Origin of the sequence: Sphingobium sp. CR28 (genome assembly GCF_052327305.1) — a bacterium.
Lineage (GTDB): Bacteria > Pseudomonadota > Alphaproteobacteria > Sphingomonadales > Sphingomonadaceae > Sphingobium.
This window is the reverse complement of sequence record NZ_CP182486.1, coordinates 1,137,556-1,163,520: the sequence shown is the minus strand read 5'-3', so window position 1 is coordinate 1,163,520 and position 25,965 is coordinate 1,137,556. Positions and strand designations below refer to the sequence as shown.

The following is a 25,965-nucleotide window of genomic DNA, read 5'->3' as shown; positions in this document are numbered from 1 at the left end:
GCGAACTCGTCCGTTCGCCCAGAAGCTTGCCCAAGGGCTGTTCTTCTTTCCAAGAACGTGCAGATTTTCCGGCAGGCTTCGCCCGAACGGGTCCATAGCTTTTCGAGGAACTGCCCGTGTCCCTTTTTGCCCGCTTCTCAACTACGCTTGATGCCCTGCTGGACGACCTCGTGAGCGAGGGTGCCCTGCCTGCCGATCTTCCGCGCAAGGCTGTGACCGTCGAACCGCCTCGCGACCCGAGCCATGGCGACCTTGCGACCAACGCCGCGATGGTGCTGGCCAAGCCGGCGGGGACCAACCCGCGCGCGCTGGCGGATCTGATCGCCGCAAAGCTGGGCGCCTTGCCGGAGATCGCAAGCGTTTCGGTTGCCGGGCCGGGCTTCATCAACATGACCCTGGGACGCGAAAGCTGGGAAGCGGAGCTGCGGGCGATCCACGCTGACGCGGCCGATTATGGCCGCTCGACGATGGGTGGCGGCAAGCGCGTCAATGTCGAATATGTCTCCGCCAATCCGACTGGACCCATGCACATGGGCCATTGTCGTGGCGCCGTGGTGGGCGATGCGCTGGCAACCCTGCTCGCCTTTACGGGCCATGAGGTCACGCGCGAATATTATGTAAACGACGCAGGCGGGCAGGTGGATGTGCTCGCGCGCTCCGTACACCTGCGTTACCGTGAGGCACTCGGCGAAGATGTCGGCGCGGTCCCCGAGGGCCTATATCCGGGCGACTATCTGGTGCCAGTGGGGCAGGCGCTCGCTGCCGAGTTCGGCGCCAAATATGTCAGCGCTCCAGAAGCGGAGTGGCTTGCTCTCTTCCGGACTCGCGCGGTCGCGGCGATGATGGAGATGATCCGGGCCGACCTTGCGCTGCTCGGAATCCATCATGATCTTTTCTCGTCCGAAGCGGTTCTTCAGGCGGCGGGTAAGCCTGCCGCTGCCGAGGCGTGGCTGCGTGCACGCGACCTTGTGTATGATGGCCTACTCGAAGCCCCCAAGGGTGAGACGCCAGAGGACTGGGAACCGGTGGAGCTGCCGCTTTTCCGTTCGACGACGTTCGGCGATGATCAGGACCGGCCGATCAAAAAGTCCGACGGGAGCTGGACCTATTTCGGCGCCGACCTCGCCTATCATTTCCAGAAGGCGCAGACTGCCGACCAGCTGATCGACATCTGGGGCGCGGACCATGCGGGCACCGTGAAGCGCATCGTCGCGGCGGTGCAGGCGCTGACCGAGGGTAAGGTGCCCCTCGACATCAAGCTGGTGCAGATGGTGCGGCTGCTGCGTGACGGCGAGCCGGTCAAAATGTCGAAGCGAGCAGGCAATTTCGTCACACTGGCCGATGTGGTGAATGAAGTGGGCAAGGATGTCGTCCGCTTCTCGATGCTCACTCGCAAGGCGGATGCGCAGATGGACTTCGATTTCGCCAAGGTGGTCGAAGCCTCCAAGGACAATCCGGTGTTTTACGTGCAATACGCCCATGCCCGTATTTCATCGCTGGCGCGGCGCGCGGCAGAGGCATTTCCTGATGGAATGCCGGAGCCGGACCTGTCCCGCCTCGGGACGGGTGAGCTTGCCCTCATTAAGCTTCTCGCGAGTTTCCCCCGCATGATCGAAGGCGCGGCTATCGCAAGGGAGCCGCATCGCGTGGCCTTTTACCTGCATGATCTGGCCGCCGCCTTCCACGCCTGGTGGAATGCCGGCAACGATGATCCCTCCGCCCGCGTCATCATGGCGGATGATGCGGGAATCACCGCCGTGCGACTTTTCTTGAGTGCGGGAGTCGGGCAGGTTATCCGCAACGGGTTGGCGCTGATGGGTGTCGATGCGCTCGAGGAGATGGGGTGATGGTGGTGGACCAGAGGGACAGCTTCAATCTCGACGATCGCGACAGGCTGCCCTGGCTGGAACCCGCCGACGAGGGTTACGAAGAGGAACGCGTTTCCCCGGCGCGTATTGCAGGTCTGGTGGTGGCCGGCGTCATTCTTCTTTCCCTCATTGTGGGCGGCGGCTGGTGGCTGAAGAACCAGAGCACTGCCGATGAAGGCGACGTGAAGCTGATCGCGGCGCAGGGTGGGCCTTACAAGGTTGCCATCAATGAGAGCGACGGCAAGGTCTTTCAGGGCGAGGGCGATTCCAGCTTCGCGGCGAGCGAAGGCGAGGATAATGCTGGACGGATCGACAATAGCCGCCTGCCGGAAGCGCCGCTCGCTAACGTCTCACGCGGGTCCACGACGAAGGAAGAGGCTGCCAAAGCCACACCCAAGCCGGTGAAGCGCGAAGTCAAAGCAAGCGTGAGCGACCAGACAAGGGCGGCGCCCAGAGCTGCCTCGGCCGCGGGAGCTCTCGCGACGGCAGGCGCGACGGGCGGCGGCGCCCTCATCCAGCTCGGCGCCTATGGCAGCAATGCCGGCGCGCAGGAGGCGTGGAAGAAATTCACCAAGCGGTTCGATTATCTCGTCCCTCTGAGCAACATGGTCGAGCCTGTCTCCGTGGGCGGACAAACGCTCTATCGGTTGCGCGCACGCACGGCGGACTCTGCGGAGGCCACTGGTCTGTGCGGCAAGCTCCGGGTCGCGGGCGAGAGCTGCATGGTGGTCAACTGAAGCCGGCGAATTTGCGGTTCCTCAAGCAGGGATAAGGTCCGATGAAGCCGGTGATCTTCGGCCTGGCAGGTGAAACGCTCTCCGAGGAGGAGCGCGCCTTCTTCGCAGCCGTTGAACCGGCCGGATATATTCTCTTCAAGCGCAACATTCGCGATCGTGCGCAGCTAAAAGCGCTCACCGACGATCTGCGGATCATTGCCGGGCGCGAAGACGTCCTCATCATGATCGATCAAGAGGGCGGGCGGGTCGCCCGGATGCAACCACCCCAATGGCCTGCATTTCCAGCGGCCGGTCGCTTCGAGGCGCTCTACGAGATGGCGCCTTCCAGCGCGATCGAGGCGGCGCGTGCCAATGCCCGCGCGCTTGCCTCCATGCTGCGAGACGTGGGTATCAACGTCGATGCGCTGCCGCTCCTGGATGTGCGGCAGGCGGGGGCCAGCGACATCATGGGCGATCGCACCTATGGCAGCGAGCCGATGCGGGTCGCGGCACTGGGGCGCGCCACGCTCGATGGCCTCAAGGCCGGGGGTGTCGTCGGCATCGTCAAGCACATGCCGGGTCATGGCCGCGCGATGGTGGACAGCCACGAGCATCTGCCAACCGTCACTGCGAGCGCGCAGGAACTCAAATGGGATATTGCGCCTTTCCGCACCCTGGCATGGGCGCCGATCGGCATGACCGCGCATATCGTTTATGAGGCATGGGACGCCGCGAGACCGGCCAGCCTTTCGCCAGTGGTGATCGGTGAGATCATTCGCGGCGAGATCGGCTTTGACGGTCTGCTCATGTCTGACGATCTCGACATGAAAGCGCTTGAGGGCGACATGGCGGCGCGCGCTGCCGGCGTGATCGAGGCAGGATGTGACCTAGCGCTCAACTGCTGGGGCCGCATGGACGACATGGTCGCGATCGCTCGGGCGCTTCCGACAATGAGCGATGTCGCGCGCGAACGGCTGGACCGTGCCATGGCGACGATCGCGGATGGCCCGGATGACTGGTCGATCGAACGAGCATTCGCAGCGCGGGATGGTTTGCTCGGTCTGGTCGCGCAGGCATGACGCAGGAGAGGCCCGCCGACCTTGCCGTTGACGGAGCCGATGCGTCGCTGGACGACTGGGAGACGCCCGTCCGGCGGGAGGAGACCGAGGGCACTCTCACGATCGCGGTCGAAAGCTTCGAAGGGCCGCTCGACCTTTTGCTCAATCTTGCGCGCACGCAGAAGGTCGATCTGACGCAGATCTCCATTCTCGCGCTGGTCGAGCAGTATCTGCATTTCATCGAGACTGCCCGCGTTCTGAGGCTCGAACTCGCCGCCGACTATCTCGTGATGGCGGCGTGGCTGGCCTATCTCAAGTCCGCGCTTCTTCTGCCCAAAGAGGCGCAGCCCGACCCTTCGCCGGAGGAATTGGCACTGCGGCTGCATCTGAGGCTCCAGCGACTCGAAGCCATGCGGGAAGCAGGTGCTCGTCTCTTCGCGCGGGATCGGATGGGGCGGGATGTCTTCCTGCGCGGGGCGCCGGAAGGGCTGCATCGTCCGCGCGCCGTCATCTGGCAGGCCAGTCTTTTCGATCTCATCCAGGCTTATGGTCAGGTAAAACTCCGGACGGCCCCCCGCGTCCATGTGGTGGCGCGCAGGGCTGTGATGACGCTCGACGAAGCGATCGAGCGGGTCTCAAGGCTGATTGGCGCCGCGATCGAATGGACCAGCCTCGCGCGTTTCCTACCCGAAACGGATGACCCGGCCTTGCGACGCTCCGCCATGGCGAGCAGCTTCGTTGCGACGCTGGAACTTGCTCGTCAGGGCCGGGTGGAGATCGATCAGGCCGAGACATTCGCGCCTCTGATGCTGCGTGCACCTATGGCGGGATCGGCAGGGGCGCGGCCGTGATGTTCGAGGAAGACTGGCGCATCATCGAGGCCGTCCTTTTCGCCGCGGCCGAGCCGCTGACCCCAGCCGAGATTGCGCGACACGCCGGCATTGAGGGCAGCGTGCTGCCTGCGCTGACTGCCATGGCGGATAGCTATGCAGGCCGGGGCTTCGAGCTGGTCGAGCGAGGGGGGCGGTGGCATTTCCAGACGGCTGCCGATCTCGCGCACATTCTGCGCCGCGAGCGCGAGGAACCGCGCAAGCTCTCCCGCGCGGCGATTGAGACGCTGGCGATCATTGCCTATCATGAACCCGTGAGTCGGGCCGAGATCGAGGCGATTCGCGGTGTCGCCGTGGCCAAGGGGATGCTTGATGTCCTGATAGAGGCGGGCTGGATTCGCCCGGCAGGACGCCGCGAAGTCCCCGGCCGTCCACTGATCTATGCGACCACCACCGAATTTCTCACCCATTTTGGGCTTTCCAGTCTGCGGGATTTGCCTGGTATCGATGATCTTCGCGCGGCAGGCCTGCTGGATCCGGTCGATCTTGTCATGGAAACGCAAGCTTTGACGCCGAAGGGCGACGGCGAGAGCAATGATGAGGACGGAGGGGAGCTGTGAATGCCGCTGGGCGCGGTGCGAGAGCAGGCATCTTCGACAGAAGATGTTGGCTGGCCTGAAAAAGCGGTTCCCACTTGTCCCGTAAATGCTCTAGATAGGCCGTGTCATAGGAGTTGTTTCAATGGGTTTCGGTTCCCCCCTGCACTGGATCGTGCTTGTCCTCGTGGTTGTGCTGCTGTTTGGCGGCGGCCGCGTTTCTTCGCTGATGGGCGACGTGGCAAAAGGCATCAAGAGCTTCAAAAAAGGTCTGGCCGACGATGACGAGGATGTCGCGCGCGCCAAGCCCGCGCCTCGGATCGAGAAGCAGTCTGCCGGCACGATCGATCAGGCTGCGGTCCGCGACGAACAGAAGCTCGACGGCTGAGCGCGCGACGGTCACGCGGCTGAGAACACATGTTTGGTGTTGATTCGACCGAGCTGCTGCTCATCATAGTGGTGGCCGTGGTGGTGATCGGCCCCAAGGATTTGCCGCGCGCTCTATACAAGCTGGGCCAGATCATCGGGAAGGGGCGGGCTATGACACGTCACTTCCGCTCCGGCCTCGATGCGATGATTCGGGAGGCCGAGCTCGAAGAGCTGGAGAAGAAATGGGCCGCGGAGAATGCGCGGATCATGGCCGAGCATCCGCAGGACCAGTCCGACGCCACACAGGCGGCGCTGCCCGCACCTGATGGGTCGGATGAGTCGACAGCGAACATAAGCGCGGAAGTCGCGGAGCAGGGGGCGGCCATATCCGGTCCGGCTGTCGATGCTCCAGTGAGCGATGATGCCGATCATGCTGATGCCCCGGAGCAGGCATCTCGTGAGGCAAAGGCGTGAGGGACATAGACGAGACCAAGGCGCCGCTGCTCGACCATCTGATCGAGCTGCGCAAGCGACTGATTATCTGTGTATGGGCGCTGTTCCTGTCGGGCGCGGTCTGCTTCTATTTTTCGGACAAGCTCTTTGCGTTTCTCGTTCATCCGCTGAAGGAAGCCTTTGGCGATGGCGGCGGCCGGCTGGTCTATACCAAACTTTACGAAGCCTTTTTCGTCCAGCTGAAGGTTGCGCTCTTCGGGGCGTTCTTTTGCTCCTTCCCCATAATCGCCAATCAGCTGTGGATGTTCGTGGCGCCTGGCCTCTACGCGAAAGAGAAACGGGCACTGCTGCCCTTCCTGCTGGCGACCCCCATGCTGTTCATCATGGGCGCCGCGCTCGCTTATTATGTGGTGATGCCCACCGCGTTCCACTTCTTCCTGGGTTTCCAGGGGGATGCGGGTGGTCTCGATGTAGAGGCGTTGCCCAGCACTGACAGCTATCTCAGTCTCGTGATGCAGTTCATTCTCGCATTCGGGATCAGCTTTCTGCTGCCCGTCCTCATCATGCTGCTGAACCGGGCCGGCATCGTCTCGCGCGCGCAGCTTGTCAGTGTGCGTCGTTACATGATCGTCGCAGCCGTTGCGCTGGCCGCCGTGCTCACACCGCCTGACGTGGTGTCACAGCTTATGCTCGCGATCCCGCTGATCCTTCTCTACGAAATTGCGCTTATCGCGATCTGGTTCACCGACCGACGCGACGCGAAGGACAAAGCGGCGGAAGACGCGCAAACGCACCAGGCGGGGGATAGCCCTGCCTGATGCGCCGAACCGTAGACCGGTTCGGTGTTCTATTGCGCTGAATTCTCGATGGCCTGACCCGCGCTTTTTACGTCGCGTCCGGCGCCTTCAACCGTGTTGCAGGCGGCAAGCGCGAGCAAAAGGCTGGAGACAAGAGCTGTCGTCGTGAGCTTTTTCATTTTCGCTTCTCCAGCAAGATATTCTGGACTGCGAAAACGTCGACCGGCTCAAAACCGTTCCATTCGTTCATGCTGAATGTCCGCCGGACACAAAATGGCCCGGAACGCGGCTGCTTGGGGGATTCGCGTTCCGGGCCTAATGTGGATAGCCAGAGCGGGGGGCAAAACTGCTATCCGTGTTGCGAAAATGAACGCTGGGCTGGAAAGTTCCTTCACGGGCGAAAAAAATTTGCGGTTGCGAAAAGGGCCGCAACGAGCGCCGTCCGGTACAGTCCCTGTAGGTGCCCACGCCATTGCTTTGTCCTCCTATTGGCAAGCCGCTCCTCGGCCATGCCAAATTCTCCTTGCTTGCCGAGCGGCCTCCGCCGTCCTAGGCGAGGAGCATGACAATTTTTCCCGATACGCTCTCTCTTATCGGCAACACCCCGCTTGTGCGCCTGAAAAGCCCGTCGGAAGCGGCTGGCTGTGACATTTACGGCAAGTGCGAATTCATGAATCCCGGCGCCTCCGTGAAGGATCGCGCTGCCCTCTTCATCGTGCGCGATGCAGAGGAAAAGGGACTGCTTCAGCCGGGCGGGATCATCGTGGAAGGAACCGCAGGCAACACTGGTATCGGTCTTGCTCTTGTCGCCAATGCGCTGGGCTACCGCACGATCATTGTCATGCCGGAGACCCAGAGCCGCGAAAAGATGGACACGTTGCGTGCGCTTGGCGCCGAACTCGTCACTGTTCCCGCTGCGCCCTATGCCAATCCCGGCCATTTCGTCCACACCAGCCGCCGTATCGCGGAGGAAACCGAAGGCGCGATCTGGGCCAACCAGTTCGACAATATCGCCAACCGCAAGGCGCACATCGTGGGGACTGCCGAGGAGATCTGGGCGCAGATGGACGGCCGTATCGACGGGTTTACCTGTGCAGCCGGTACGGGGGGAACGATCGCTGGTGTCGGTCTGGGCCTCAAGGCCAGAGACGAGGCGATCACGATCGCGCTTACCGATCCCTATGGCGCGGCGCTCTACAACTATTACGCGCATGGCGAGCTCAAGGCGGAGGGCAGCTCCGTTGCGGAAGGCATTGGCCAGGGGCGGATTACCGCCAATCTGGAAGGCGCGCCGATCGACACCCAGTTCCGCATTTCCGATGAAGAAGGGCTGGAGTGGGTCGCGCGTCTGCTCGCCGAAGAAGGTCTTTGCCTCGGTCTTTCGAGCGGTATCAACATCGCCGGCGCGGTCGCGCTGGGTCGCAAGCTGGGTCCGGGAAGCCGGGTGGCGACGATCTTGTGCGACACGGGCTTCCGCTATCTTTCGACACTATACAATCGTGAATGGCTGGTGGCGAAGGGCTTGACGCCGTTCCCCTGGCTGGTCGATTAAGAGGGGTATGGCGAGACAGTCGGTCCCAATGGCGCAGACGAAGGTGCTGGATACCACGCGAGAGATGGTCCAGCGCGTGCAAGTCGGCCTTGCCGGACTTTTGGGTGTCCTCGCGATCATCGGCCTTGCTAGTCTCATGACCCGCAATGCCCGCGTCGACGATTCAGGGCTGGCGATGTCGAAGGAGGGGGCAGCGATTGCCGATGCGCCATCCAATAATGCCATAATCAGCCCGGCAGTCATTCCCAACGAGCCGCTGGCCGATCTGGGCGTCACCCCGAGTAGTGACCCTTCGCTAACCGCGCCGCCGGCGGTTCCGGATCTTGAGCCAGATCCCCGCCTGACCACTCCCATGGATCGCGATCCCCGGAAGGCGCAACAACAACAACAGCAGCAATCCCAGCCGCAGCGGTGACGCCGCACGCGCGGGCCGCGCCGCTCATCCTGGCAGGGCTGGCTCTTCTCTCGCTCGTCATTGGCATGTGTGTTGGTGCATGGCGCACCGGGCAGATCGATCCGCTCCACTGGCTCTGGCCTGCGCTGGCGACCCTCGCAGTGATGACAGGCTATCTCCACCGCATCGGCGCAAAGCAAAGCGCGTCGCTTGTTATCCTTAGTCCGGCGCTGCTCGTCGCCCCTCCGCTGGCCTTCTCCTTCAATGCCGGAAGTTTCTTCCCGCTCGGCCACGCACTGGCGTTGGTCTTGCTGGTCGCAGTGGTAAGTCTTGTCGCCAGAGCGTCCTTCCGGCGACGGACGATCGCCATGGCGAGCGCGATCATGATCGCCGGAGCCACGCCGACCCTGCTCCACTGGGTGGAGGGACCCGGCGTGCGGCATGATCGGCCAACCAAGATTTTGTCAGGGGTGCCGCTCGTCGGTGCGGATGTCCGCCAGGCGCAGGGGGAGCTCGGCCAATCGCTTGCGTCCGTGGGCGATCGTGCGCCGTTCTGGCATGCGCTGGCAGCGCGACGAACGCTGGTCCCGATCGATGCGCTGGAGCCGTCCGCTCTCTCTGATGCCCGCTCTCTGCTTCTGGTGCAGCCACGCCTTCTCCAGCCGCGCGAACTGGTCATGCTCGACGCGTGGGTGCGGGCCGGTGGAGATGCGCTCATCCTCGCGGACCCATTTCTGCTGTGGCCCGATGCACGGTCGCTGGGACATCCGCGCCGTCCGCCGGTCACAAGTCTGCTGGACCCGCTCTTCACTCATTGGGGGCTGAGGCTGGAAGCGACTGACATGACAACGGATCGACCAGTGCTGGAACGAAGGCTGCTCCGGGATGGCACTCTTCTCAATCTTGCCGGTGCGTCCAGCTTTGCACGCGTTCCCGGCGGGACAGCGGATTGCCGGTTGAACGAAGGCGATTTGATCGCATCCTGCCGGGTGGGGCGCGGACAGGCGGCACTGGTGGCGGATGCCGACTTTATCGAGGCGGAGTTGTGGACGCTCGCTCCTGCCCATCCGGCCCGCGAGATGGACTGGATCAGCGATGCTGTCTCCTTCGTCGACCGCCGACTCGGAGCGTCTGCTTCCAAGTTTTCGAAAATATCATGGATAATCAGTGATAAGAGTAACATGGAGGGGCTGCTTGCTGCCATTTTAATGATCGCGATCATCACGGCATCTCTGGTTGTCCGTAAATGGCTTTCCCATGTCCTCCCATCCCGGCATCCCTGAGAAGGTGAACATGATTTAGATCATAGGAGGAACAGAAAAGGTATATAGCGAGATTCTGGGTGGGTATCACGGTTAACAAGAGGTTTCCTTCCCAGGTTTTCCCAACTCCTCCCAAAAATTTGCTTTTCTAGAGGCGTCCGCGCTGATAGGAAAAGTCGTCAGGGCGTTTCTGCTTTTCCAAGAGCCATGATCCGACGCGCATGCGCGGCCGGTGAGGAGAGGCATTGCGTCCGGCGCAGGGAGTCGAGGCGGGTTGTCCCAGGAATTTGTCAGCTTTGCGACAAGCTTTCTCGACGGGAAGGGACGCTTCTCGTTGCCTGCGACGCTGCGCAATACTTACTTCAACGGGCGGGAAGACGTGAAGAAGATCTTCCTTCGTCTCGATGACGATCGCCCGATGATCGAGGCGTTCGACGAACTCTATCTGTCAACAGTGCACGCCCGCCTGAACAAGCAGTTCGAGAACGCTGATGCGCGCGGCGAGGACTTTGCCCTCGCGGACAAGATCGCTCGTTACAACAGCGCCGTTTTTCCCGTGTCGATCGATAGCGCCGGCCGCTTTTCTCTGCCCGAGCGGATGACGCGGTTCACCCGGATCACCGATGCCATTGCTGTCGAGGGCAGCGGCACGGTCATGCGCATTTGGGCGCCTGAGGACTTGCTGGATGAAGCAGGGCTCCACCGCATGGTGCGGGCCGAGGCCGAGGATTTCCTCGTCGAGGTTCAGGCGCGCCGCGCGAGTGGTGGCGCGGCATGAGCGCTCTCTCTGCCCCTACCGCCACGCCGCATGTTTCCGTGCTGCTCGACGAGACGCTGGACGCGCTCGATATTCGCCCCGGCGAGCGTCATGTCGACGGCACCTTCGGTGCCGGCGGCCATAGTCGCGCCATGGCTGCACGCGGCGCGCAAGTCGTTGCGATCGATCAGGATCCGCGCGCTCTTGCGGAGGGGCAGGATATCGTCGCGTCGAGCGCTGGGGCCATCAGGCTCCTGCGCGGGAATTTCGCGGACATGACCAGCCTGCTCCGTGCCGAGGGGATCGAAGCGGTGGACGGGGTGCTGTTGGATATCGGCACATCCTCCATGCAGCTCGATCGCGCTGAGTACGGATTTTCGATCCGGAACAACGGGCCGCTCGACATGCGCATGAGCGGCGAGGGCGAGAGCGCCGCGGACTTTCTCAATAATGCGCCTGAAGAGGCGATTGCCGACGTCATTCATCGTTATGGCGAGGAGCCGAGAGCGCGCCGCGTTGCCCGCGCAATCGTGGCCGCGCGCCCGCTGGCGACGACCCACGATCTGGCGGCTGCGGTTCACCGTGCGCTTGGCCGCCGTCCGGGTGACAAGACCGATCCCGCGACGCGCACGTTTCAGGCCGTCCGTATTCATGTAAATCGCGAACTGGACGCGCTGGAGCACGGCCTTGAAGCGGCCGAGCAGATGCTGCGCGAAGGCGGTCGCCTCGCGGTCATCACCTTCCACAGTCTCGAGGACCGGATCGTCAAGAGCTTCCTGCGCGCGCGCAGCGGGCAGGAGGCGGGCGGATCGCGCCATCGCCCTTCGCCCGTCGCTCAACGGACTCCGAGCTTTCAAAAACCCGCTCGTGCCGTGCGCGCCGGCCCAGCCGAACTGGCCGCCAACCCCCGCGCACGATCTGCCACGCTTAGGAGTGCCGTGCGTACCGCTGCCCCTGCCTGGTCGCCCCTGACTGAAGGAACTATGTCGTGATCGCCATCAAGCGTCTCGCCAGCATCATGTGGATTCTCGTGGTCGCAATGGCATCGCTGGCGGCGTATCTCGTCAGTCTGCGCGTTGCGACCGAGCACAAGGCCGTGAACGATCTTCAGCGCGAGATCTACCGCACGCGCGCCAGCATCCGCTATCTGGAGGCGGAATTCGGCACACGCGCCAGCCTCGTGCAGCTGGAGCGGTGGAACGCTGCCGACCTGAAGCTTGCTGTCACGGCGAAGGACCGCTTTCTTTCTGATGAGACCGCTCTGGCGAGCCTGGATGGCATCAAGCCCAATGGCGAAGCCTATGTGCCGCCACCGGTCATGACGGCGATGGTCGTGAAGCCCGCCGATGCGCCTGCGGTCGCAGCGACCCGTGCGGCGAGCCCGGCCCCCAGTCAGGTGCGCACGGAGTTCTCGCTCATCCGGAGCGCCATGGCGAACGACAATGTCGCAGGCGCGGTCAAGACGGCGCCTGCCCCCGCGAAGGTGGCGGCTTCGAAGCCGGCCGACGTGGCGCGCACGCCAAGCCCCGTGGCCAAGAAAGTGGCTCGCATGGCGCTGCTTGACGATAAACTGCTCGACGATGCGTCGCTCCGCCGCCTCAGTCGCGCGGCGTCCGATACGGATGACGAACGCCGTGTGAAAGGCCCCCAGTAGTGGCGACAGTCCTGGCCCAGCCAGTCCGGCGCAGCGCCACGAAGCCCTCAGCGGACTTCGTGGCTGTCGCGCATGGGCGAGTTACCCTTGCCTTGCTGCTGTTTGCAGCCGGGATCGGTGGGCTGGGCGCGCGCATGGCCTATATGGGCGTCGTATCGAGCCAGCCCGCCCAGCAATCGCTGAGCGGTACGCCCGTGCCCATTCGCGCGGACATCGTGGATCGCAATGGTGTGACCCTCGCGAGGAACATCGACGCCTATGCGATTGCCGTTCGGCCGGCGCGGCTCATCCGGGACCCTGCCGAACTCGCGCTGCGGCTGAACGCGATCTTCCCCGATACACCGGTGGCGGAGTTCGAGGCGAAGCTGCGCGGCAAGGGATGGTCCTATCTGCGCCGCCGCGCGCTGCCCGAGCAGGTCTCGGCAGTCAACGCGATCGGCGAACCGGGCATCGAGTTCCCGCGTGAAAAGGAGCGCCTCTATCCTCAGCGGACGCTTGCCGCGCATCTTCTGGGTGTGGCGGGCGGAAGCGGTCATGGCGTCATGGGCGTCGAGCGTGCGTTTGACGAGCGCCTTATCGACCCGGCCCGGCGAGGCGAACCGCTCGCCCTGTCGATTGACAGTCGCGTGCAGGCAGCGTTGGAGGCGGAGCTTGCCAGCGGCGTGACAGAGCACAGCGCTCTGGGCGGCGTGGGCATCGTCCTCGATGTCCGGACTGGCGAAGTCATCGCCATGGCGAACAACCCCACCTTCAATCCCAACAAGGTGCAGGGCGGGCACGATCCCAACGCGAAGTGCGACGAGTCAACCAGCTGCAACAAGGCCATTCAGGCACGCTACGAGCTGGGATCGACCTTCAAGCCTCTGGCCATCGCCGCAGCAATGGATGCCGGGGTCGTCACGTCGATGAGCAAGGTTTATGATGCGACCGCGCCGATCCATATCGGCGGTTTTCGCATCAAGGACGATCATCCGCTTGGCCGCTGGATCAACGTGCCGGAAACGCTGATCCATTCCAGCAACATCGTGACTGCCCGCATTGCCGACGAAATGGGTCCCGCTCCTTTGCAGAAAGCCTATAGCGCGCTTGAGTTCAACAGCCGCCCGAGCATAGAACTCGGCGAGCGGCAGGGCACGCTCTGGCCGCGCCGCTGGGGCCGCATCGAGACTATGACCGTCGCCTACGGCCACGGCATCGCCGTGACGCCGCTTCATCTTGCGAGCGCCTATGCCGCGCTGGTGAACGGCGGTGTATGGCATCCCGCGACGGTCCTGAAGCAGTCGGCCGGTTTCGAGCCCAAGGGCCGGCGTGTATTCACCCCGGCGACAAGCGCGCGGATGCGCCAGCTTTTGCGTATGATCGTCATGTCCGGCACTGGACGCAGCGCCAATGCCGAAGGCTATCGCGTAGGTGGAAAGACCGGATCGGCGGAGAAGCCGAAGGACGGTGGCTATGCCCGGCGTTCGCTGGTCGCTACATTCGCCTCCGCCTTCCCGATGGAAGATCCCCGCTACGTCGTTATCGTCATGATGGACGAACCCAAGGGCAACGCCACGCATCCGGGCCTGCGCACGGCGGCGTGGAATGCCGCTCCGGTCGTCAAGCGGTTCATTGAGCGTGCCGGGCCGATGCTCGGCGTCTTTCCAGAAGCGGTGCGCGATGTGGATATTGCCGAGCTGACGCCGTTGCTGCATGGCGGTCAGGAAGGCGACTGATGAAACTGAGCGACATGATCGGCCATCGAGGCGCGGGCGGCGACGATCCGGTAGTGACCGGCTTCGCGATCGACCATCGCAAGGTCGCGCCGGGCACGGTCTTCGGAGCTTTTCAGGGTGCGCGCGTAAATGGCGAGGATTTCATCGCCGATGCAGTGAAAGCGGGCGCAGTCGCGGTCGTTACGCGACCCGGTGCCAAGGTGGACGGCGCGGTCCATATCGAGAGCGAGGAGCCACGGCGCCTTTTCGCGGAACTTGCTGCCCGGTTTTTCGCGCCTTTCCCCGAGACGGTCGTCGCCGTGACCGGCACGAACGGCAAGACATCGACCGTGGAGCTTACGCGGCAGATCTGGCGGATGATGGGTGAGCACTCCGCATCCATCGGCACGCTCGGCGTCACCACGTCCGTGGACCAGGTGACGACGGGTCTTACGACGCCGGACATCGTCACGTTCCTTTCCAATATGGCCGGTCTGGCAAAGGAAGGGATCAGTCACGTCGCCTTCGAGGCGTCGTCGCACGGTCTCGCGCAGTTCCGCACCGAGGGCCTCGCCGTGAAAGCGGGTGCTTTCACCAATCTCAGCCGCGATCACCTCGACTATCACGGCACGATGGACATCTACTTCGAGGCGAAGATGCGCCTTTTCGACGAAGTGGTGGAAGACGGCGCGACCGCTGTCGTTTGGGCGGATGACGCGCGTTCGGACGAAGTCGTTGCGCACGCACGCAGGCGTGGCCTTTCCGTCATGACGGTCGGCGAGGCCGGGGAAGCGCTGCGACTGGTATCGCGCGTTTCAACCCAGCTTGGCCAGACACTGGAGATTGCCGCAGAGGGCAAAGTTCACAAGGTCAATCTGCCGCTGATCGGTGCTTATCAGGCAGCCAATGCGCTGGTTGCGGCGGGGCTGGTGATCGCGACTGGCGGGCGCATCGAGCAGGTGCTGGAGCTCCTTTCGCGCGTGCAGCCTGTGCGTGGGCGTCTGGAACGCGCAGTCATTACCAAGGCCGGCGCGCCGGTCTATGTCGATTATGCCCATACGCCCGATGGATTGCGCGCAGCCATTGACGCGTTGCGGCCTCATACAAAGGGGCGGCTCATTGTCGTGTTCGGCGCAGGCGGGGATCGCGATCCGGGGAAACGGGCGCTGATGGGGCAGGTCGCCAGCGAAATGAGCGACGTTGTCATCGTAACCGATGACAATCCGCGCGGTGAAGATCCGGCTGTCATCCGCTCGGCTATCCTCTCTGGAACGACGGGTGCGCGCGAGATCGGTGGGCGCCGCGCCGCTATTGCGGCGGCTATCGAGGAAGCGGCGGCCGACGACATCGTGCTGCTGGCGGGCAAGGGCCATGAACAGGGGCAGATCATCGGCGAACGCGTCCTGCCATTCGACGACGTCACCGTGGCTCGCGAGTGTGCCGCGTGACCGTGTCCGCGCGAACTGAAAGAGGCGTGGCTTGAGCCCGCTGTGGACCTCCACGGCGATTGCGCACGCGACGGGCGGCAAGGCTTCACGGGACTTCGGTGTCGCTGGCGTCGCATTCGACAGCCGCGAAATCGCGGCGGGCGACCTGTTCGTGGCAATGAAGGGCGCCCAGTCCGATGGGCATGACTTCGTCGCGCGCGCTTTTGCGGCGGGGGCCGGCGGCGTTCTGGTCGAGCGGCCGGTCGAGGGACCTCACGTACTGGTGAATGACAGCGCCGAGGCGCTCGTCCGGTTGGGTGTGGAGAGCCGTCGGCGCACGAACGCTAAGGTGATCGGCGTCACTGGATCGGCAGGCAAGACGAGCACCAAGGAGGCGCTTTTTCAGGCGTTCGACCGCATCTCGATGGGAAATGCCCATCGCTCCCTCAAGAGCTACAATAATCATGTGGGCGTGCCCTTGAGTCTGGCGCGGATGCCGGAACATGCCGATTTCGGCATTTTCGAGATGGGCATGAACCATGCCGGGGAGCTCTCCGAGCTGACCCGCATGGTGAAACCCAATGTCGCGCTGGTGACGACGATCGCCCCCGCACATATCGAGTATTTCGGTACGGAGGAGAAGATCGCCGACGCGAAAGGTGAGATTTTCGAGGGTCTGACGGGCGAAGCCGTGGCCGTCCTCCCCTATGACTCGCCGCACATCAAGCGCCTCTATGCCAAGGCGAGCCGCCATGCGCGCCGGATCATCACCTTCGGCGCGGGCGAGGGGGCGGACGTGCGCGCGGTGGAACAAGTGGCGGCGCCCGGCGGTGGCACGCTCGTCACGGCGCGACTGCCCGAGGCGCGGCTGAGTTTCACGGTTTCGGCGCCCGGTGCTCATTGGGTCCAGAACGCGCTTGCCGTGCTGGCGGTGGTGGACGGGCTGGGCGGCGACCTTGCTGTGGCGGGTCTCGCGCTTGCCGAACTGCCGGGCCTGCCCGGTCGTGGCGCGCGCCGCCGCATCGCGCTGGATCGGGGCGGCGAAGCGCTGCTCATCGACGAAAGCTATAATGCCAATCCCGCATCCGTCGCCGCCACGCTGGCCCAAATCAGTCAGGAAGCCGGAAAGCGCAAAGTCGCGGTGATCGGCGCAATGAAAGAACTGGGCGCGCTGAGTGAAAGCCTCCACGCAGGCCTGGCTGAACCCATTCTCCAGGCAGGTGTTGACCTTGTGCTGCTCGTGGGCGCAGAGACCGCGCCGCTCGGCGCCGCGCTCAGGAACAAGCTGACGTTGCACGAAGTCGCCGATGCCGCAGGGGCTGTCGCGCTGCTGCCCCGCCTGCTGAAGGACGGGGACGTCATACTCGTCAAAGGCTCGAACAGTGTCGGCCTCTCCCGGCTCATCGCCGAACTCTCCGCGGAAAAGGTTTGATGCTTTACTGGATCGCAGAACAGCTCGGCTTCCCGGGTATCCTCAATCTCTTCCGCTACCTGACCTTCCGGGCGGGCGCAGCGATCATGACCGCGCTAGCTATCGGTCTCATCATTGGCCCGCGCTTCATCGGCTGGCTGCGGGTGCGGCAAGGCAAGGGTCAGCCGATCCGCGATGACGGGCCGCAGACCCATCTGGCGAAGCGCGGTACCCCTACCATGGGTGGGCTGATGATCCTCACCGCGCTCGTCTCCTCGGTGCTCCTGTGGATGGACCTGTCGTCCATCTATGTCTGGGCCTGTTTGTTCGTGACGCTCGGCTTCGGCGCGATCGGCTTCCTTGACGACTATGACAAAGTGACGAAGGCAAGCCACAAAGGCCTCTCAGGCAAGGCGCGGCTGCTCGCCGAATTTCTGATCGCCGGGGTCGCGACCGTCCTGATCGTCAGTCACAACGGCACGGACCTGTATCTGCCGTTCTGGAGCGGCGGCGTGCTGACGCTCGGCCCGCTCTATTATATTTTCGGTGCGTTCGTCATCGTGGCGTTCGGCAACGCCGTGAACCTGACCGATGGGCTGGATGGCCTCGCGTCCATGCCGGTGATCGTCGCCTGCATGGCGTTCATGCTCATTGCTTACCTCGTCGGGCGCGCCGACTATGCCGCTTATCTGGGCATCCCGCATGTCCCCGGCGCCGGCAATCTCGTCATTCTGTGCGGCGGCATCGTCGGAGCTGGGCTCGCCTTTCTCTGGTTCAATGCGCCGCCCGCAGCCGTGTTCATGGGCGACACCGGCAGCTTGGCGCTGGGCGGCACGATTGGCGTCGTGGCCGTGGCAACCCATCACGAAATCGTGCTGGCAGTGATCGGCGGGCTGTTCGTGGTGGAAGCGCTCAGCGTCATCATCCAGGTCTTTTTCTACAAGCGCACAGGCAAACGCGTGTTCCGCATGGCGCCTATCCATCATCATTTCGAGCAGCTGGGCTGGGCCGAATCCACGGTCGTGATCCGCTTCTGGATCGTCTCCTTCGTGCTGGCGCTGGCCGGCCTTGCCACGCTGAAGCTGCGATGATCGTCTCCAACGTCTTTTCCGGCAAGCGTTATGCCGTTCTTGGGCTGGCCCGCTCAGGTCTGGCCACCGTCGAGGCGCTTGTCGCCAGCGGCGCGCATGTCGTCGCCTGGGACAGCCGCGAGGACGCCCGCGCACTGGTCGCTGGCAAGGCCGTGCTTGGCGACCCCATGGACATTGATCTCGCCGGTTTCGACGGTCTGGTCGTCTCGCCGGGCGTCCCTCTCAACCGTCACCCGATTGCCGAGCGGGCGAAGGCGGCGGAAGTGCCGATCATCGGAGACATAGAGCTATTCGCTCTCGCCCGTCCGACACTTCCGCCACACCGCGTCGTTGCCATTACCGGCACAAACGGCAAATCGACCACGACGGCGCTCGTGCATCATATCATTCGCAACGCCGGCCTGCCGACCCGCATGGGCGGGAATATCGGCCTGCCGATATTGGGTCAGGAGCCGCTCAGCGCAGGCGGAGTCTATGTGCTTGAGCTTTCAAGCTACCAGATCGACCTTACCTACAGCCTCGACTGTGACGTCGCCGCGCTACTGAATGTCACCCCGGACCATCTCGACCGTTACGCGGATTTCGAGGCTTACGCGGCATCCAAGGCGCGTCTCTTCTCGATGCAGGGGCCGAGCCATACAGGCATCATCGCGGTGGACGACCCGACGACGCGGGCGGTTGCCGCAGCTTTTCCACGTGCGAAACAGGTCAGCGCCCGCGAGGTCGATCCGCTGCTGCAGCGGGACTGGCCAGCGTTGCAAGGCCCGCACAACGCGCAGAATGTCGCCGTAGCCGTTGCGATCGCCGAGGCGCTGGGGCTCCAGCAGGTCGGAGTCATGGCCGCTCTTGCCAGCTATGCAAGTCTGCCGCACCGGATGCAGGCGGTCGCAGAGATGGGCGGCGTGCTCTACGTCAACGACAGCAAGGCGACCAACGCGGCGTCCACAGCGCCTGCGCTTGCAGCCTACCCGCCGGTTGACGGTCGTCCGCGCATCCACTGGATATTGGGCGGCCTCGCCAAGAGCGACAATCTCGACGAATGTGCGCCCGGTTTCCCCAATGTCGCCCGGGCTTACACCATCGGCGAGGCCGGGCCGCCCTTCGCGCGCATCCTGCGTCCGCTCATGCCGGTCGATGAGTCGGAGATGCTGGTCACGGCCGTTCAGCGCGCCGCCGCCAATGCGCAGCCGGGCGATGTGGTGCTGCTTTCGCCCGCTTGCGCGTCCTTTGACCAGTTCCGCGACTTCGAAGCGCGCGGCGATGCGTTTGCCGCAGCCGTTGCCGCCCTTGCCGGTAACACTCAGAGTGAAGGCATGCCCGCATGACGCCTCCCCAAAGCGATCAGGACTCCTCCGCCGCTCAGAATCCGGAGCCGCAGCTTCAGCTCGCCCTGACCGCGCTGCGGCCTCGGCCCAAGCGCCTGCTGCCGCGTGAGCGCACCGCGCTTTCGATCTGGTTCTGGGAGATCGATCGTGTGCTGCTTGCGCTCATCGCCGTCCTGATCGCAATCGGGTTGCTGGCGGTGGCGGCAGCATCCCCGGTTGCGGCGATCGACCGGTCCACGACCAATGTGAAAGTGGACTCGCTGATCTATCTCTACCGCCAGATCATGTGGATCGGTCTGGGCATCCCTGTCATGGTGTTCGTTTCCATGCTCCCCCGCGATCAGGCGCGTCGGCTCGCGATCATGGCCGCCATCTTCTTTTCGTTTCTGCTCCTGCTGGTGCCGATCGTCGGCACGGAAATCAATGGCGCACGGCGCTGGCTCGGCGGCGGACTGCGCCTGCAACCCTCAGAGTTTCTCAAGCCCGCTTTTGTCGTGACTATGGCCTGGCTGCTTTCGCTCCGCGCCCGCGACCCGTCGCTCCCGGTCATTCCGTTGACCGGCGTGTTGACTGGCATCATCGCGCTCTTGCTCATGCGCCAGCCGGACTTCGGGCAGACGGTGATTTATTGCGCGGTCTGGGCGGCTCTATTGCTGATTTCCGGCGTGTCGCTCGTGGCGATCGGCGGGCTGATCTGCGGTTTTCTTGGCCTCTTCGTCGCCGCCTATCTCTTCTATGACAATGCCCGTGAGCGCATCAACGCCTTCCTGGGATTCGGCGTCAACGACGCAGGCGGACCGACTCAGGTCGATCTCGCTCACCGCACCATCACGCATGGGGGCCTTACCGGTGTCGGTCCGGGCGGCGGGACTGCGAAATTTCACCTGCCCGAGGCGCATACCGATTATATTTTCTCGGTGATCGGCGAGGAGTTTGGGATGATTGCCTGCATTGTCGTGGCGCTTCTTTATCTCGCCATTGTCACGCGCGTGCTTCTGCGTCTCCTCGACGAGGAAGACCCCTTTATCATCCTCGCGGCGTCCGGTCTTGTGCTGGAATTGGGCATTCAAGCGTTCATCAACATGGGCGTGAACGCCCAGATCTTCCCGTCAAAGGGCATGACGCTGCCGTTCATCAGCTACGGCGGTTCCTCGGTGATTGCGCTGTGCGCTGGTGTTGGCTTGCTGTTGGCCTTCACGCGACGAAACCCGTATATGGCCCGTTTCCCACAAGCGGTGACATGGAGCGGTCGATGAGTCTTTTCCGCCACTATGTGATGGCGGCCGGCGGCACGGGCGGGCACATGATGCCGGCCCACGCGGTCGCGAAGGAGTTGCGTGCGCGCGGCCATCATGTCGCGCTGGTGACCGATGCGCGTGGTGCGAAGATTCCGGGCATCTTCGAGGATGCGCAGACGCATATCCTGCCTGCCGGACGCATCACCAAGGATCCTCGGAGCTGGCCCGCCGGCCTGCGCGCCATTCGCGAAGGGCGCGAAATGGCGCTGCGCCTCTATGAAACCTTTCGGCCGAGCGCCGTCGTCGGATTCGGTGGTTATCCGGCGTTTCCCGCCCTGCTGGCCGCCCGATCGGCCCAGATCCCGACCATCGTCCACGAGCAGAACGCCGTCCTTGGACGGGTCAACCGGCTTATGGCTGGACGAGTCGACGCGATCGTGACCGCCTATCCGGACGTGCAGCGCTTGGCGCCGCGCCATGCGGAGAAGGTTCACTTGCTCGGCAATCCCGTGCGCGAGGAAGTGCTGGCGCTTCGCGACGAGCCATTCCCGGTCTTCTCGGAGGACAGCGTGCTCCGCCTGCTGGTGACGGGTGGCAGTCAGGGTGCGACGATCCTGTCCGACGTCGTGCCAGCAGGGCTCGGCATGTTGCCCGTCAGCCTGCGCCGTCGTCTGCAGGTGACCCAGCAGTGCCGCCCGGAAGACATCGAGAAGGTTCGCGCCCAATATCGCGAGCTGGAGATTCCGGCTGACCTCGCCACTTATATTGACGATATGCCGACCAAGCTGGGTTGGTCCCACCTCGTCATTGCCCGTGCCGGCGCCTCGACGATCGCGGAACTGACCGCCGCCGGGCGCCCTGCCATCCTCATTCCTCTGCCGAGTGCCATGGACAATCATCAATATTATAACGCGCGTGAAATGGCTCAGTCGGGCGGCGCGCGTGCGATCGACCAAAGCCGGTTCACGCCCACCGAGCTCGCCAAGCAGATGCAAAAGCTCGCCATGGAGCCGGGTGCCCTTCAGAACGCGGCCGATCGGGCCAAGGGTTGCGGTCGCCCGGATGCCGTGCAGGAGATGGCGGATCTGATCGAGAGCTTCGGCTCTGCTCCACAGACGATCGATACGGTGCGCGTCGAAAGCCCCGTGCCCAGCGGGCTTTTCGCGGGAGCGGCCGCATGAAGGGCGTCGCAACCGACATCGGCACCATTCACTTCATTGGCATTGGCGGCATCGGCATGTCCGGCATTGCCGAAGTCATGCATAATCTCGGCTACTCGGTGCAGGGCAGCGACGTGGCCGAGGGCTATGTGATCGAGGGGCTGCGAAGCAAGGGCATCAAGGTCATGATCGGCCACAAGGCTGAGAATCTCGGGGATGCTGCGGTGGTGGTCACCTCGACCGCCATCAAGCGTGGCAACCCCGAAGTCGAGCTGGCGCTGGAGAAGCGCGTGCCGGTCATCCGCCGCGCGGAGATGCTGGCAGAGCTGATGCGCCTCAAGTCCACCGTTGCGGTGGCGGGCACGCACGGCAAGACGACGACGACCTCGATGGTCGCGGCGCTACTGGATGCGGGCGGCATCGACCCCACGGTCATCAACGGCGGCATCATCAACAGCTATGGCTCGAACGCCCGTCTCGGCAAGAGCGACTGGATGGTCGTTGAGGCCGATGAGAGCGACGGCAGCTTCCTGAGGCTGGACGGCACGCTGGCGATCGTCACCAATATCGATCCCGAACATCTCGACCATTATGGCACCTTCGACGCCGTCAAGGATGCCTTCGTCGAGTTCGTCGAGAATGTGCCCTTTTACGGCGCGGCGATGCTCTGCCTCGATCACCCGGAAGTGCAGGCGATCCTGCCGCGCGTGCAGGACCGGCGGATCGTCACTTATGGCTTCTCGGCTCAGGCGGACATTCGCGGCGAGAATGTCCGGCCGGTGCCTGGTGGGAGCGTCTTCGACGTCGTCGTGCGTGATCGCGACGGCGCGGTCGAGAAGATCAGCGATGTCACGCTCCCGATGCCAGGAAAGCACAATGTTTCCAATAGCTTGGCGGCGATCGGCGTGGCGCTCCAGCTTGGCATTTCACATAGCGTGATATGCACGGGCTTTGAGAAGTTCGGCGGGGTCAAGCGGCGCTTCACCAAGGTCGGCACAATTCCAGTTGAGGGTGGTGGCGAGGCCATCGTCATCGACGATTATGGCCACCATCCCGTGGAGATAAAGGCGGTTCTCGCCGCTGCGCGCGAGGGTGCGCAAGGCCGCGTGATTGCAGTGGTGCAGCCGCATCGCTTCACGCGCTTGCGCGATCTGATGGACGACTTCCAGCAGGCGTTCAACGATGCCGACGTCGTCTATGTCGCACCAGTTTATACGGCTGGCGAGACCCCGATCAAGGACGTGGATGCGGAAGCGTTGGTGGCCGGTCTCAAGCGTCGGGGCCACCGCGCTGCGCAAACCGTTGCCGGACCGCAGGCGCTGGCCGAGGCGATCGCCGCTGACCTGCAAAGCGATGACATGATCGTGTGCCTGGGTGCAGGCGACATCACCAAGTGGGCGGCGGGTCTGGCCGATGCGGTCACGGTTGCGCGGAAGGAAACGGCCTGACCGTGAGCAGCGCCCCGTCTCTTTCTGCTATGCCTGCCGTTCGCGGCAGGTTGACGTGCGATGCCCCCCTTGCCCCTCTGCTATGGTTCAAGAGCGGCGGCGCGGCGGAATGGCTGTTCGAGCCGGCCGATGTCGATGATCTCGCGACTTTTCTTGGTCGGCTTGATCCGTCCGTGCCGGTGATGGCGCTGGGCCTCGGCTCAAACCTCATTGTGCGGGATGGCGGCGTGCCGGGCGTGGTCGTGCGTCTGGGCAAGGCCTTTGCGCAGGTGGAGCGGGTCGATGAAACCACCTTGCGCTGCGGGGGCGGCGCAAGCGGTATCCTTGTTTCCTCGACGGCGCGGGACGCAGGCGTCGGCGGGCTTGAGTTCCTGCGCTCGATCCCCGGTACGGTCGGTGGGTTCGTTCGCATGAACGGCGGCGCCTATGGCCGGGAAGTAAAGGATATTCTTGTCGAGGCGGACGTGGTCCTCCGGTTCGGCGAACGGAAGACGCTGCCGCTCAATGCGCTGGGTTACACCTATCGCCACAGCCAGTTGCCCGAGGGAGCTGTGGTCATTTCGGCGACTTTTCGGGGCTATCCTGCCGCTCCCGACGCAGTTCAGGCAGAGATGGACAGGATCTCCTCTGCGCGTGAAGCCAGTCAGCCGCTGCGCAGCAAGACCGGGGGCTCCACGTTCAAGAACCCGCCGGGCGAAAAGGCGTGGGAACTGGTTGATCGCGCGGGATGCCGTGGATTGACGCTGGGCGGCGCGCAGGTGAGCGAGAAGCACACCAATTTTCTCATCAATAATGGTGACGCGACCAGCGCCGATATAGAGGCGCTGGGCGAGGAGGTGCGCCATCGGGTGAGAGAGAAGACTGGTATCGATCTGGAATGGGAAATTCAACGCGTGGGCAAGAAGGCGGGGCTGCAGTGAACGGTCCCTGGAAAGTCGCGGTGCTTATGGGCGGGTGGTCCGCGGAGCGGGAAGTGTCTCTCTCCAGCGGTGCGGGCATCGTCGCGGCGCTGAGCGAGCGCGGACACACGGCCATTCCCATCGACATGGGCGCCACGCCTGCAGAGGGGCGTGATCTGCCTGCGAAGCTCATTGCTGCCAATGCTGACGTGGTGTTCAATGCGCTGCACGGTGTGCCGGGCGAGGACGGCACGGTGCAGGGGCTGATGGATGTGATGGGGTTCACCTATACGCATAGCGGTCTTGCCACGTCGGTCGTCGCCATCGACAAGCAACTGACCAAGCAACATCTGGTGCCCAATGGCATTCCGATGCCGGGCGGGCGGATCGTTAAGAGCGAAGAGCTGTTCGCCGCTGATCCGCTTCCCCGCCCTTATGTGGTCAAGCCCGTGAACGAGGGGAGTTCGGTCGGCGTCGCGATCGTGACGGCGGAGGGTAACTACGGCAATCCCATTGGTCGCGATGTTGCTGGTCCTTGGCATGAGTTCGACGAGTTGCTGGCCGAGCCGTTCATTCGCGGGCGTGAGCTGACGGTCGCTGTGTTGAGAGACAAGGCGCTGGCCGTCACCGAACTCCGGCCAAAGAGCGGTTTTTACGACTATGAGTCCAAATATACCGATGGCCTGACCGAGCATATTTGCCCGGCCGATGTGCCAGCCGAGATCGCCGAAGCCATGATGGCCATCGCGCTTCGCGCTCACAAACTCCTGGGTTGCAGGGGCACATCTCGCGCCGATTTTCGCTGGGATGATGAACAGGGTGTCGAGGGCCTGTTCCTCCTGGAAGTGAACACCCAGCCCGGCATGACTCCGCTCAGTCTCGTGCCCGAGCAGGCGCGCTATCTTGGCATGAGTTATGGTGAGCTTGTAGAAACTGTCATCGCGGATGCGCTTGCGGCGAAGGGAAGCGAAGCATGAATAGCGCGACGATAAAGCGCGGAACGCGCACCGGCCGCACGACCACAACCGCAAGAGGCAGGCCCAAGGTCCGCAAGGCCGGCTTCGTCGAGCAGTTGATCGACGCGGTACCGATGAGCCCCGAGACCCTTGCCCGCGTGCTGACAGTAGCTGTGGTGGGTCTGGCGGCGCTGGCGCTGTGGCTCGTTGCCCGCTTCATGGGCGTACCCGCGATGGTCGCGGACGAGACCAGCAAGCTCGCGGCGCGGGCGGGATTCCAGGTCTCGCAGGTGAAGGTCATCGGTATCGAGCGCATGGATGAGATGGAGGTCTACAGCATCGCTTTGGGCGAGATCGACCGTTCGATGCTCTCCCTGGATCTTGCTGGCCTGCGCGACAGGATCGTGAAGCTCGGCTATGTGAAGGATGCTCGCATCTCCCGGCGCCTGCCCGACACACTCGTTGTGGATATCGTCGAGCGTCGGCCTGCGGCAGTGTGGCAGAATCAGGGTCGGCTGAGCCTGATTGACGAGACAGGCGCCGTGCTCTCCGCAGTGGATGTGCGCTCCGTGCCGGACTTGCCGCTGGTGGTGGGGCCGAACGCCAACCGGATGACGCGTCAGCTCGACCGTCTGATCGAGGCGGCTCCCGCGCTCAAGCCAATGATCGCCGGTGCCACGTGGATCGGCAACCGCCGGTGGGATCTGCGCTTCCAGTCGGGCGAGACGCTGGCCTTGCCGGAGGGTGACGCTCAGGCCTCCGCAGCTTTGGTCAACTTCGCGCGCATGGATGGTGTCGACCGACTGCTGGGTCGCGGGATCCTGCGCTTCGACATGCGAGACCCCGCCAAGTTCGTCATGCGTATGCCCAGCGAGGGCAGGGCAGCGGCCGACGATCAGGCCATCGCCGCCGCGAAGGCGATCGTGCCCGGAGCACGGACGCCGGAAGAAAAGCGGAGCATCGAGACCGAGCAGAAAATGGACAAGCCGAAGGCGACGGAGGGCTGACAC

The 25,965-nt window shown here is 63.7% G+C and carries 26 protein-coding genes; 25 read left to right on the top strand and 1 reads right to left on the bottom strand.

The features are described from left to right. Window positions 1–116 precede the first annotated feature (116 nt). The 8 genes from argS to tatC all read left to right on the top strand — a co-directional run bounded on the left by argS (window position 117) and on the right by tatC (window position 6,708). The gene (gene argS, locus ACNAOH_RS05435; RefSeq protein WP_443971743.1) at window positions 117–1,847 is read left to right on the top strand and encodes an arginine--tRNA ligase; all 1,731 of its coding nucleotides are present in this window, start codon (window positions 117–119) and stop codon (window positions 1,845–1,847) included. Continuing rightward, window positions 1,847–2,605 (top strand): SPOR domain-containing protein, encoded by a 759-nt coding sequence (locus ACNAOH_RS05430; protein ID WP_443971742.1) that lies wholly within the window; start codon window positions 1,847–1,849, stop codon window positions 2,603–2,605. Before argS ends, ACNAOH_RS05430 begins: the two co-directional genes overlap by 1 nt. 41 nt (window positions 2,606–2,646) lie before the next feature. Continuing rightward, complete coding sequence (nagZ, locus tag ACNAOH_RS05425) at window positions 2,647–3,663, top strand: beta-N-acetylhexosaminidase (protein WP_443971741.1); 1,017 nt, start codon at window positions 2,647–2,649, stop codon at window positions 3,661–3,663. Continuing rightward, the gene (locus ACNAOH_RS05420; protein ID WP_443971740.1) at window positions 3,660–4,493 is read left to right on the top strand and encodes a segregation and condensation protein A; all 834 of its coding nucleotides are present in this window, start codon (window positions 3,660–3,662) and stop codon (window positions 4,491–4,493) included. Before nagZ ends, ACNAOH_RS05420 begins: the two co-directional genes overlap by 4 nt. Next, a complete protein-coding gene (scpB, locus tag ACNAOH_RS05415) occupies window positions 4,493–5,092 on the top strand; it encodes an SMC-Scp complex subunit ScpB (protein WP_443972053.1) in 600 nt (199 codons plus the stop codon). The genes ACNAOH_RS05420 and scpB overlap by 1 nt, the downstream gene beginning before the upstream one ends. Window positions 5,093–5,213: 121 nt before the next feature. Further along, window positions 5,214–5,456, top strand: coding sequence for a twin-arginine translocase TatA/TatE family subunit (locus ACNAOH_RS05410; RefSeq protein WP_443971739.1), 243 nt, complete (start codon window positions 5,214–5,216; stop codon window positions 5,454–5,456). A 29-nt stretch (window positions 5,457–5,485) separates the two neighbouring features. Beyond that, a complete protein-coding gene (tatB, locus tag ACNAOH_RS05405) occupies window positions 5,486–5,911 on the top strand; it encodes a Sec-independent protein translocase protein TatB (protein ID WP_443971738.1) in 426 nt (141 codons plus the stop codon). After that, entirely contained in the window at window positions 5,908–6,708 is an 801-nt protein-coding gene (gene tatC / locus ACNAOH_RS05400) for a twin-arginine translocase subunit TatC (protein ID WP_443971737.1), read from the top strand. The genes tatB and tatC overlap by 4 nt, the downstream gene beginning before the upstream one ends. Window positions 6,709–6,737: 29 nt before the next feature. Here tatC and ACNAOH_RS05395 read toward each other — a convergent pair whose 3' ends face one another. After that, the gene (locus ACNAOH_RS05395) at window positions 6,738–6,866 is read right to left on the bottom strand and encodes an entericidin A/B family lipoprotein (RefSeq protein ID WP_443971736.1); all 129 of its coding nucleotides are present in this window, start codon (window positions 6,864–6,866) and stop codon (window positions 6,738–6,740) included. A 383-nt stretch (window positions 6,867–7,249) separates the two neighbouring features. Here ACNAOH_RS05395 and ACNAOH_RS05390 point away from each other — a divergent pair, with 383 nt between their 5' ends. The 17 genes from ACNAOH_RS05390 (at window position 7,250) to ACNAOH_RS05310 (ending at window position 25,962) form a co-directional block, all read left to right on the top strand. Continuing rightward, complete coding sequence (locus tag ACNAOH_RS05390; protein ID WP_443971735.1) at window positions 7,250–8,239, top strand: cysteine synthase A; 990 nt, start codon at window positions 7,250–7,252, stop codon at window positions 8,237–8,239. Between the two features lie 28 nt (window positions 8,240–8,267). Continuing rightward, window positions 8,268–8,654 (top strand): hypothetical protein, encoded by a 387-nt coding sequence (locus ACNAOH_RS05385; RefSeq protein WP_443971734.1) that lies wholly within the window; start codon window positions 8,268–8,270, stop codon window positions 8,652–8,654. After that, window positions 8,651–9,916, top strand: a complete 1,266-nt coding sequence (locus ACNAOH_RS05380; RefSeq protein ID WP_443971733.1) for a hypothetical protein — start codon at window positions 8,651–8,653, stop codon at window positions 9,914–9,916. The genes ACNAOH_RS05385 and ACNAOH_RS05380 overlap by 4 nt, the downstream gene beginning before the upstream one ends. Window positions 9,917–10,169: 253 nt before the next feature. Continuing rightward, complete coding sequence (locus tag ACNAOH_RS05375; RefSeq protein WP_443971732.1) at window positions 10,170–10,673, top strand: hypothetical protein; 504 nt, start codon at window positions 10,170–10,172, stop codon at window positions 10,671–10,673. After that, window positions 10,670–11,644, top strand: a complete 975-nt coding sequence (rsmH, locus tag ACNAOH_RS05370; protein WP_443971731.1) for a 16S rRNA (cytosine(1402)-N(4))-methyltransferase RsmH — start codon at window positions 10,670–10,672, stop codon at window positions 11,642–11,644. Before ACNAOH_RS05375 ends, rsmH begins: the two co-directional genes overlap by 4 nt. Continuing rightward, window positions 11,641–12,306 carry a colicin transporter gene (locus ACNAOH_RS05365; protein WP_443971730.1) on the top strand — a complete coding sequence of 222 codons (666 nt, stop codon included), beginning with the start codon at window positions 11,641–11,643 and terminating at the stop codon, window positions 12,304–12,306. The genes rsmH and ACNAOH_RS05365 overlap by 4 nt, the downstream gene beginning before the upstream one ends. Next, window positions 12,306–14,021 carry a peptidoglycan D,D-transpeptidase FtsI family protein gene (locus ACNAOH_RS05360; protein ID WP_443971729.1) on the top strand — a complete coding sequence of 572 codons (1,716 nt, stop codon included), beginning with the start codon at window positions 12,306–12,308 and terminating at the stop codon, window positions 14,019–14,021. The genes ACNAOH_RS05365 and ACNAOH_RS05360 overlap by 1 nt, the downstream gene beginning before the upstream one ends. Further along, on the top strand, window positions 14,021–15,448 hold the full coding sequence (locus tag ACNAOH_RS05355; protein WP_443971728.1) for a UDP-N-acetylmuramoyl-L-alanyl-D-glutamate--2,6-diaminopimelate ligase: 1,428 nt from the start codon (window positions 14,021–14,023) through the stop codon (window positions 15,446–15,448). Before ACNAOH_RS05360 ends, ACNAOH_RS05355 begins: the two co-directional genes overlap by 1 nt. 31 nt (window positions 15,449–15,479) lie before the next feature. Continuing rightward, window positions 15,480–16,859, top strand: coding sequence for a UDP-N-acetylmuramoyl-tripeptide--D-alanyl-D-alanine ligase (locus ACNAOH_RS05350; RefSeq protein ID WP_443971727.1), 1,380 nt, complete (start codon window positions 15,480–15,482; stop codon window positions 16,857–16,859). Beyond that, entirely contained in the window at window positions 16,859–17,929 is a 1,071-nt protein-coding gene (mraY, locus tag ACNAOH_RS05345; protein ID WP_443971726.1) for a phospho-N-acetylmuramoyl-pentapeptide-transferase, read from the top strand. The genes ACNAOH_RS05350 and mraY overlap by 1 nt, the downstream gene beginning before the upstream one ends. Further along, window positions 17,926–19,254: a UDP-N-acetylmuramoyl-L-alanine--D-glutamate ligase gene (gene murD, locus ACNAOH_RS05340; RefSeq protein WP_443971725.1), complete on the top strand. Its 1,329-nt coding sequence runs from the start codon at window positions 17,926–17,928 to the stop codon at window positions 19,252–19,254. The genes mraY and murD overlap by 4 nt, the downstream gene beginning before the upstream one ends. Then, the gene (locus ACNAOH_RS05335; RefSeq protein WP_443971724.1) at window positions 19,251–20,510 is read left to right on the top strand and encodes an FtsW/RodA/SpoVE family cell cycle protein; all 1,260 of its coding nucleotides are present in this window, start codon (window positions 19,251–19,253) and stop codon (window positions 20,508–20,510) included. Before murD ends, ACNAOH_RS05335 begins: the two co-directional genes overlap by 4 nt. Then, window positions 20,507–21,673: an undecaprenyldiphospho-muramoylpentapeptide beta-N-acetylglucosaminyltransferase gene (gene murG, locus ACNAOH_RS05330; protein WP_443971723.1), complete on the top strand. Its 1,167-nt coding sequence runs from the start codon at window positions 20,507–20,509 to the stop codon at window positions 21,671–21,673. Before ACNAOH_RS05335 ends, murG begins: the two co-directional genes overlap by 4 nt. Next, window positions 21,670–23,100 carry a UDP-N-acetylmuramate--L-alanine ligase gene (gene murC / locus ACNAOH_RS05325; RefSeq protein WP_443971722.1) on the top strand — a complete coding sequence of 477 codons (1,431 nt, stop codon included), beginning with the start codon at window positions 21,670–21,672 and terminating at the stop codon, window positions 23,098–23,100. The genes murG and murC overlap by 4 nt, the downstream gene beginning before the upstream one ends. A 29-nt stretch (window positions 23,101–23,129) precedes the next feature. After that, the gene (gene murB / locus ACNAOH_RS05320; RefSeq protein WP_443972052.1) at window positions 23,130–24,020 is read left to right on the top strand and encodes a UDP-N-acetylmuramate dehydrogenase; all 891 of its coding nucleotides are present in this window, start codon (window positions 23,130–23,132) and stop codon (window positions 24,018–24,020) included. Next, the gene (locus tag ACNAOH_RS05315) at window positions 24,017–24,976 is read left to right on the top strand and encodes a D-alanine--D-alanine ligase (RefSeq protein WP_443971721.1); all 960 of its coding nucleotides are present in this window, start codon (window positions 24,017–24,019) and stop codon (window positions 24,974–24,976) included. Before murB ends, ACNAOH_RS05315 begins: the two co-directional genes overlap by 4 nt. Continuing rightward, on the top strand, window positions 24,973–25,962 hold the full coding sequence (locus tag ACNAOH_RS05310; RefSeq protein ID WP_443971720.1) for a cell division protein FtsQ/DivIB: 990 nt from the start codon (window positions 24,973–24,975) through the stop codon (window positions 25,960–25,962). Before ACNAOH_RS05315 ends, ACNAOH_RS05310 begins: the two co-directional genes overlap by 4 nt. Window positions 25,963–25,965: the final 3 nt, after the last annotated feature.

What these genes read in the sequence shown, in the direction of transcription:
- ACNAOH_RS05430 (WP_443971742.1), top strand. Translation starts at nt 1,847, where the DNA reads ATGGTGGTGGACCAGAGGGACAGCTTCAATCTCGACGATCGCGACAGG.
- nagZ (WP_443971741.1), top strand. Translation starts at nt 2,647, where the DNA reads ATGAAGCCGGTGATCTTCGGCCTGGCAGGTGAAACGCTCTCCGAGGAG.
- ACNAOH_RS05420 (WP_443971740.1), top strand. Translation starts at nt 3,660, where the DNA reads ATGACGCAGGAGAGGCCCGCCGACCTTGCCGTTGACGGAGCCGATGCG.
- scpB (WP_443972053.1), top strand. Translation starts at nt 4,493, where the DNA reads ATGTTCGAGGAAGACTGGCGCATCATCGAGGCCGTCCTTTTCGCCGCG.
- ACNAOH_RS05410 (WP_443971739.1), top strand. Translation starts at nt 5,214, where the DNA reads ATGGGTTTCGGTTCCCCCCTGCACTGGATCGTGCTTGTCCTCGTGGTT.
- tatB (WP_443971738.1), top strand. Translation starts at nt 5,486, where the DNA reads ATGTTTGGTGTTGATTCGACCGAGCTGCTGCTCATCATAGTGGTGGCC.
- ACNAOH_RS05395 (WP_443971736.1), bottom strand. Translation starts at nt 6,866, where the DNA reads ATGAAAAAGCTCACGACGACAGCTCTTGTCTCCAGCCTTTTGCTCGCG.
- ACNAOH_RS05390 (WP_443971735.1), top strand. Translation starts at nt 7,250, where the DNA reads ATGACAATTTTTCCCGATACGCTCTCTCTTATCGGCAACACCCCGCTT.
- ACNAOH_RS05385 (WP_443971734.1), top strand. Translation starts at nt 8,268, where the DNA reads ATGGCGCAGACGAAGGTGCTGGATACCACGCGAGAGATGGTCCAGCGC.
- rsmH (WP_443971731.1), top strand. Translation starts at nt 10,670, where the DNA reads ATGAGCGCTCTCTCTGCCCCTACCGCCACGCCGCATGTTTCCGTGCTG.
- ACNAOH_RS05355 (WP_443971728.1), top strand. Translation starts at nt 14,021, where the DNA reads ATGAAACTGAGCGACATGATCGGCCATCGAGGCGCGGGCGGCGACGAT.
- mraY (WP_443971726.1), top strand. Translation starts at nt 16,859, where the DNA reads ATGCTTTACTGGATCGCAGAACAGCTCGGCTTCCCGGGTATCCTCAAT.
- murD (WP_443971725.1), top strand. Translation starts at nt 17,926, where the DNA reads ATGATCGTCTCCAACGTCTTTTCCGGCAAGCGTTATGCCGTTCTTGGG.
- ACNAOH_RS05335 (WP_443971724.1), top strand. Translation starts at nt 19,251, where the DNA reads ATGACGCCTCCCCAAAGCGATCAGGACTCCTCCGCCGCTCAGAATCCG.
- murG (WP_443971723.1), top strand. Translation starts at nt 20,507, where the DNA reads ATGAGTCTTTTCCGCCACTATGTGATGGCGGCCGGCGGCACGGGCGGG.
- murC (WP_443971722.1), top strand. Translation starts at nt 21,670, where the DNA reads ATGAAGGGCGTCGCAACCGACATCGGCACCATTCACTTCATTGGCATT.
- murB (WP_443972052.1), top strand. Translation starts at nt 23,130, where the DNA reads ATGCCTGCCGTTCGCGGCAGGTTGACGTGCGATGCCCCCCTTGCCCCT.
- ACNAOH_RS05310 (WP_443971720.1), top strand. Translation starts at nt 24,973, where the DNA reads ATGAATAGCGCGACGATAAAGCGCGGAACGCGCACCGGCCGCACGACC.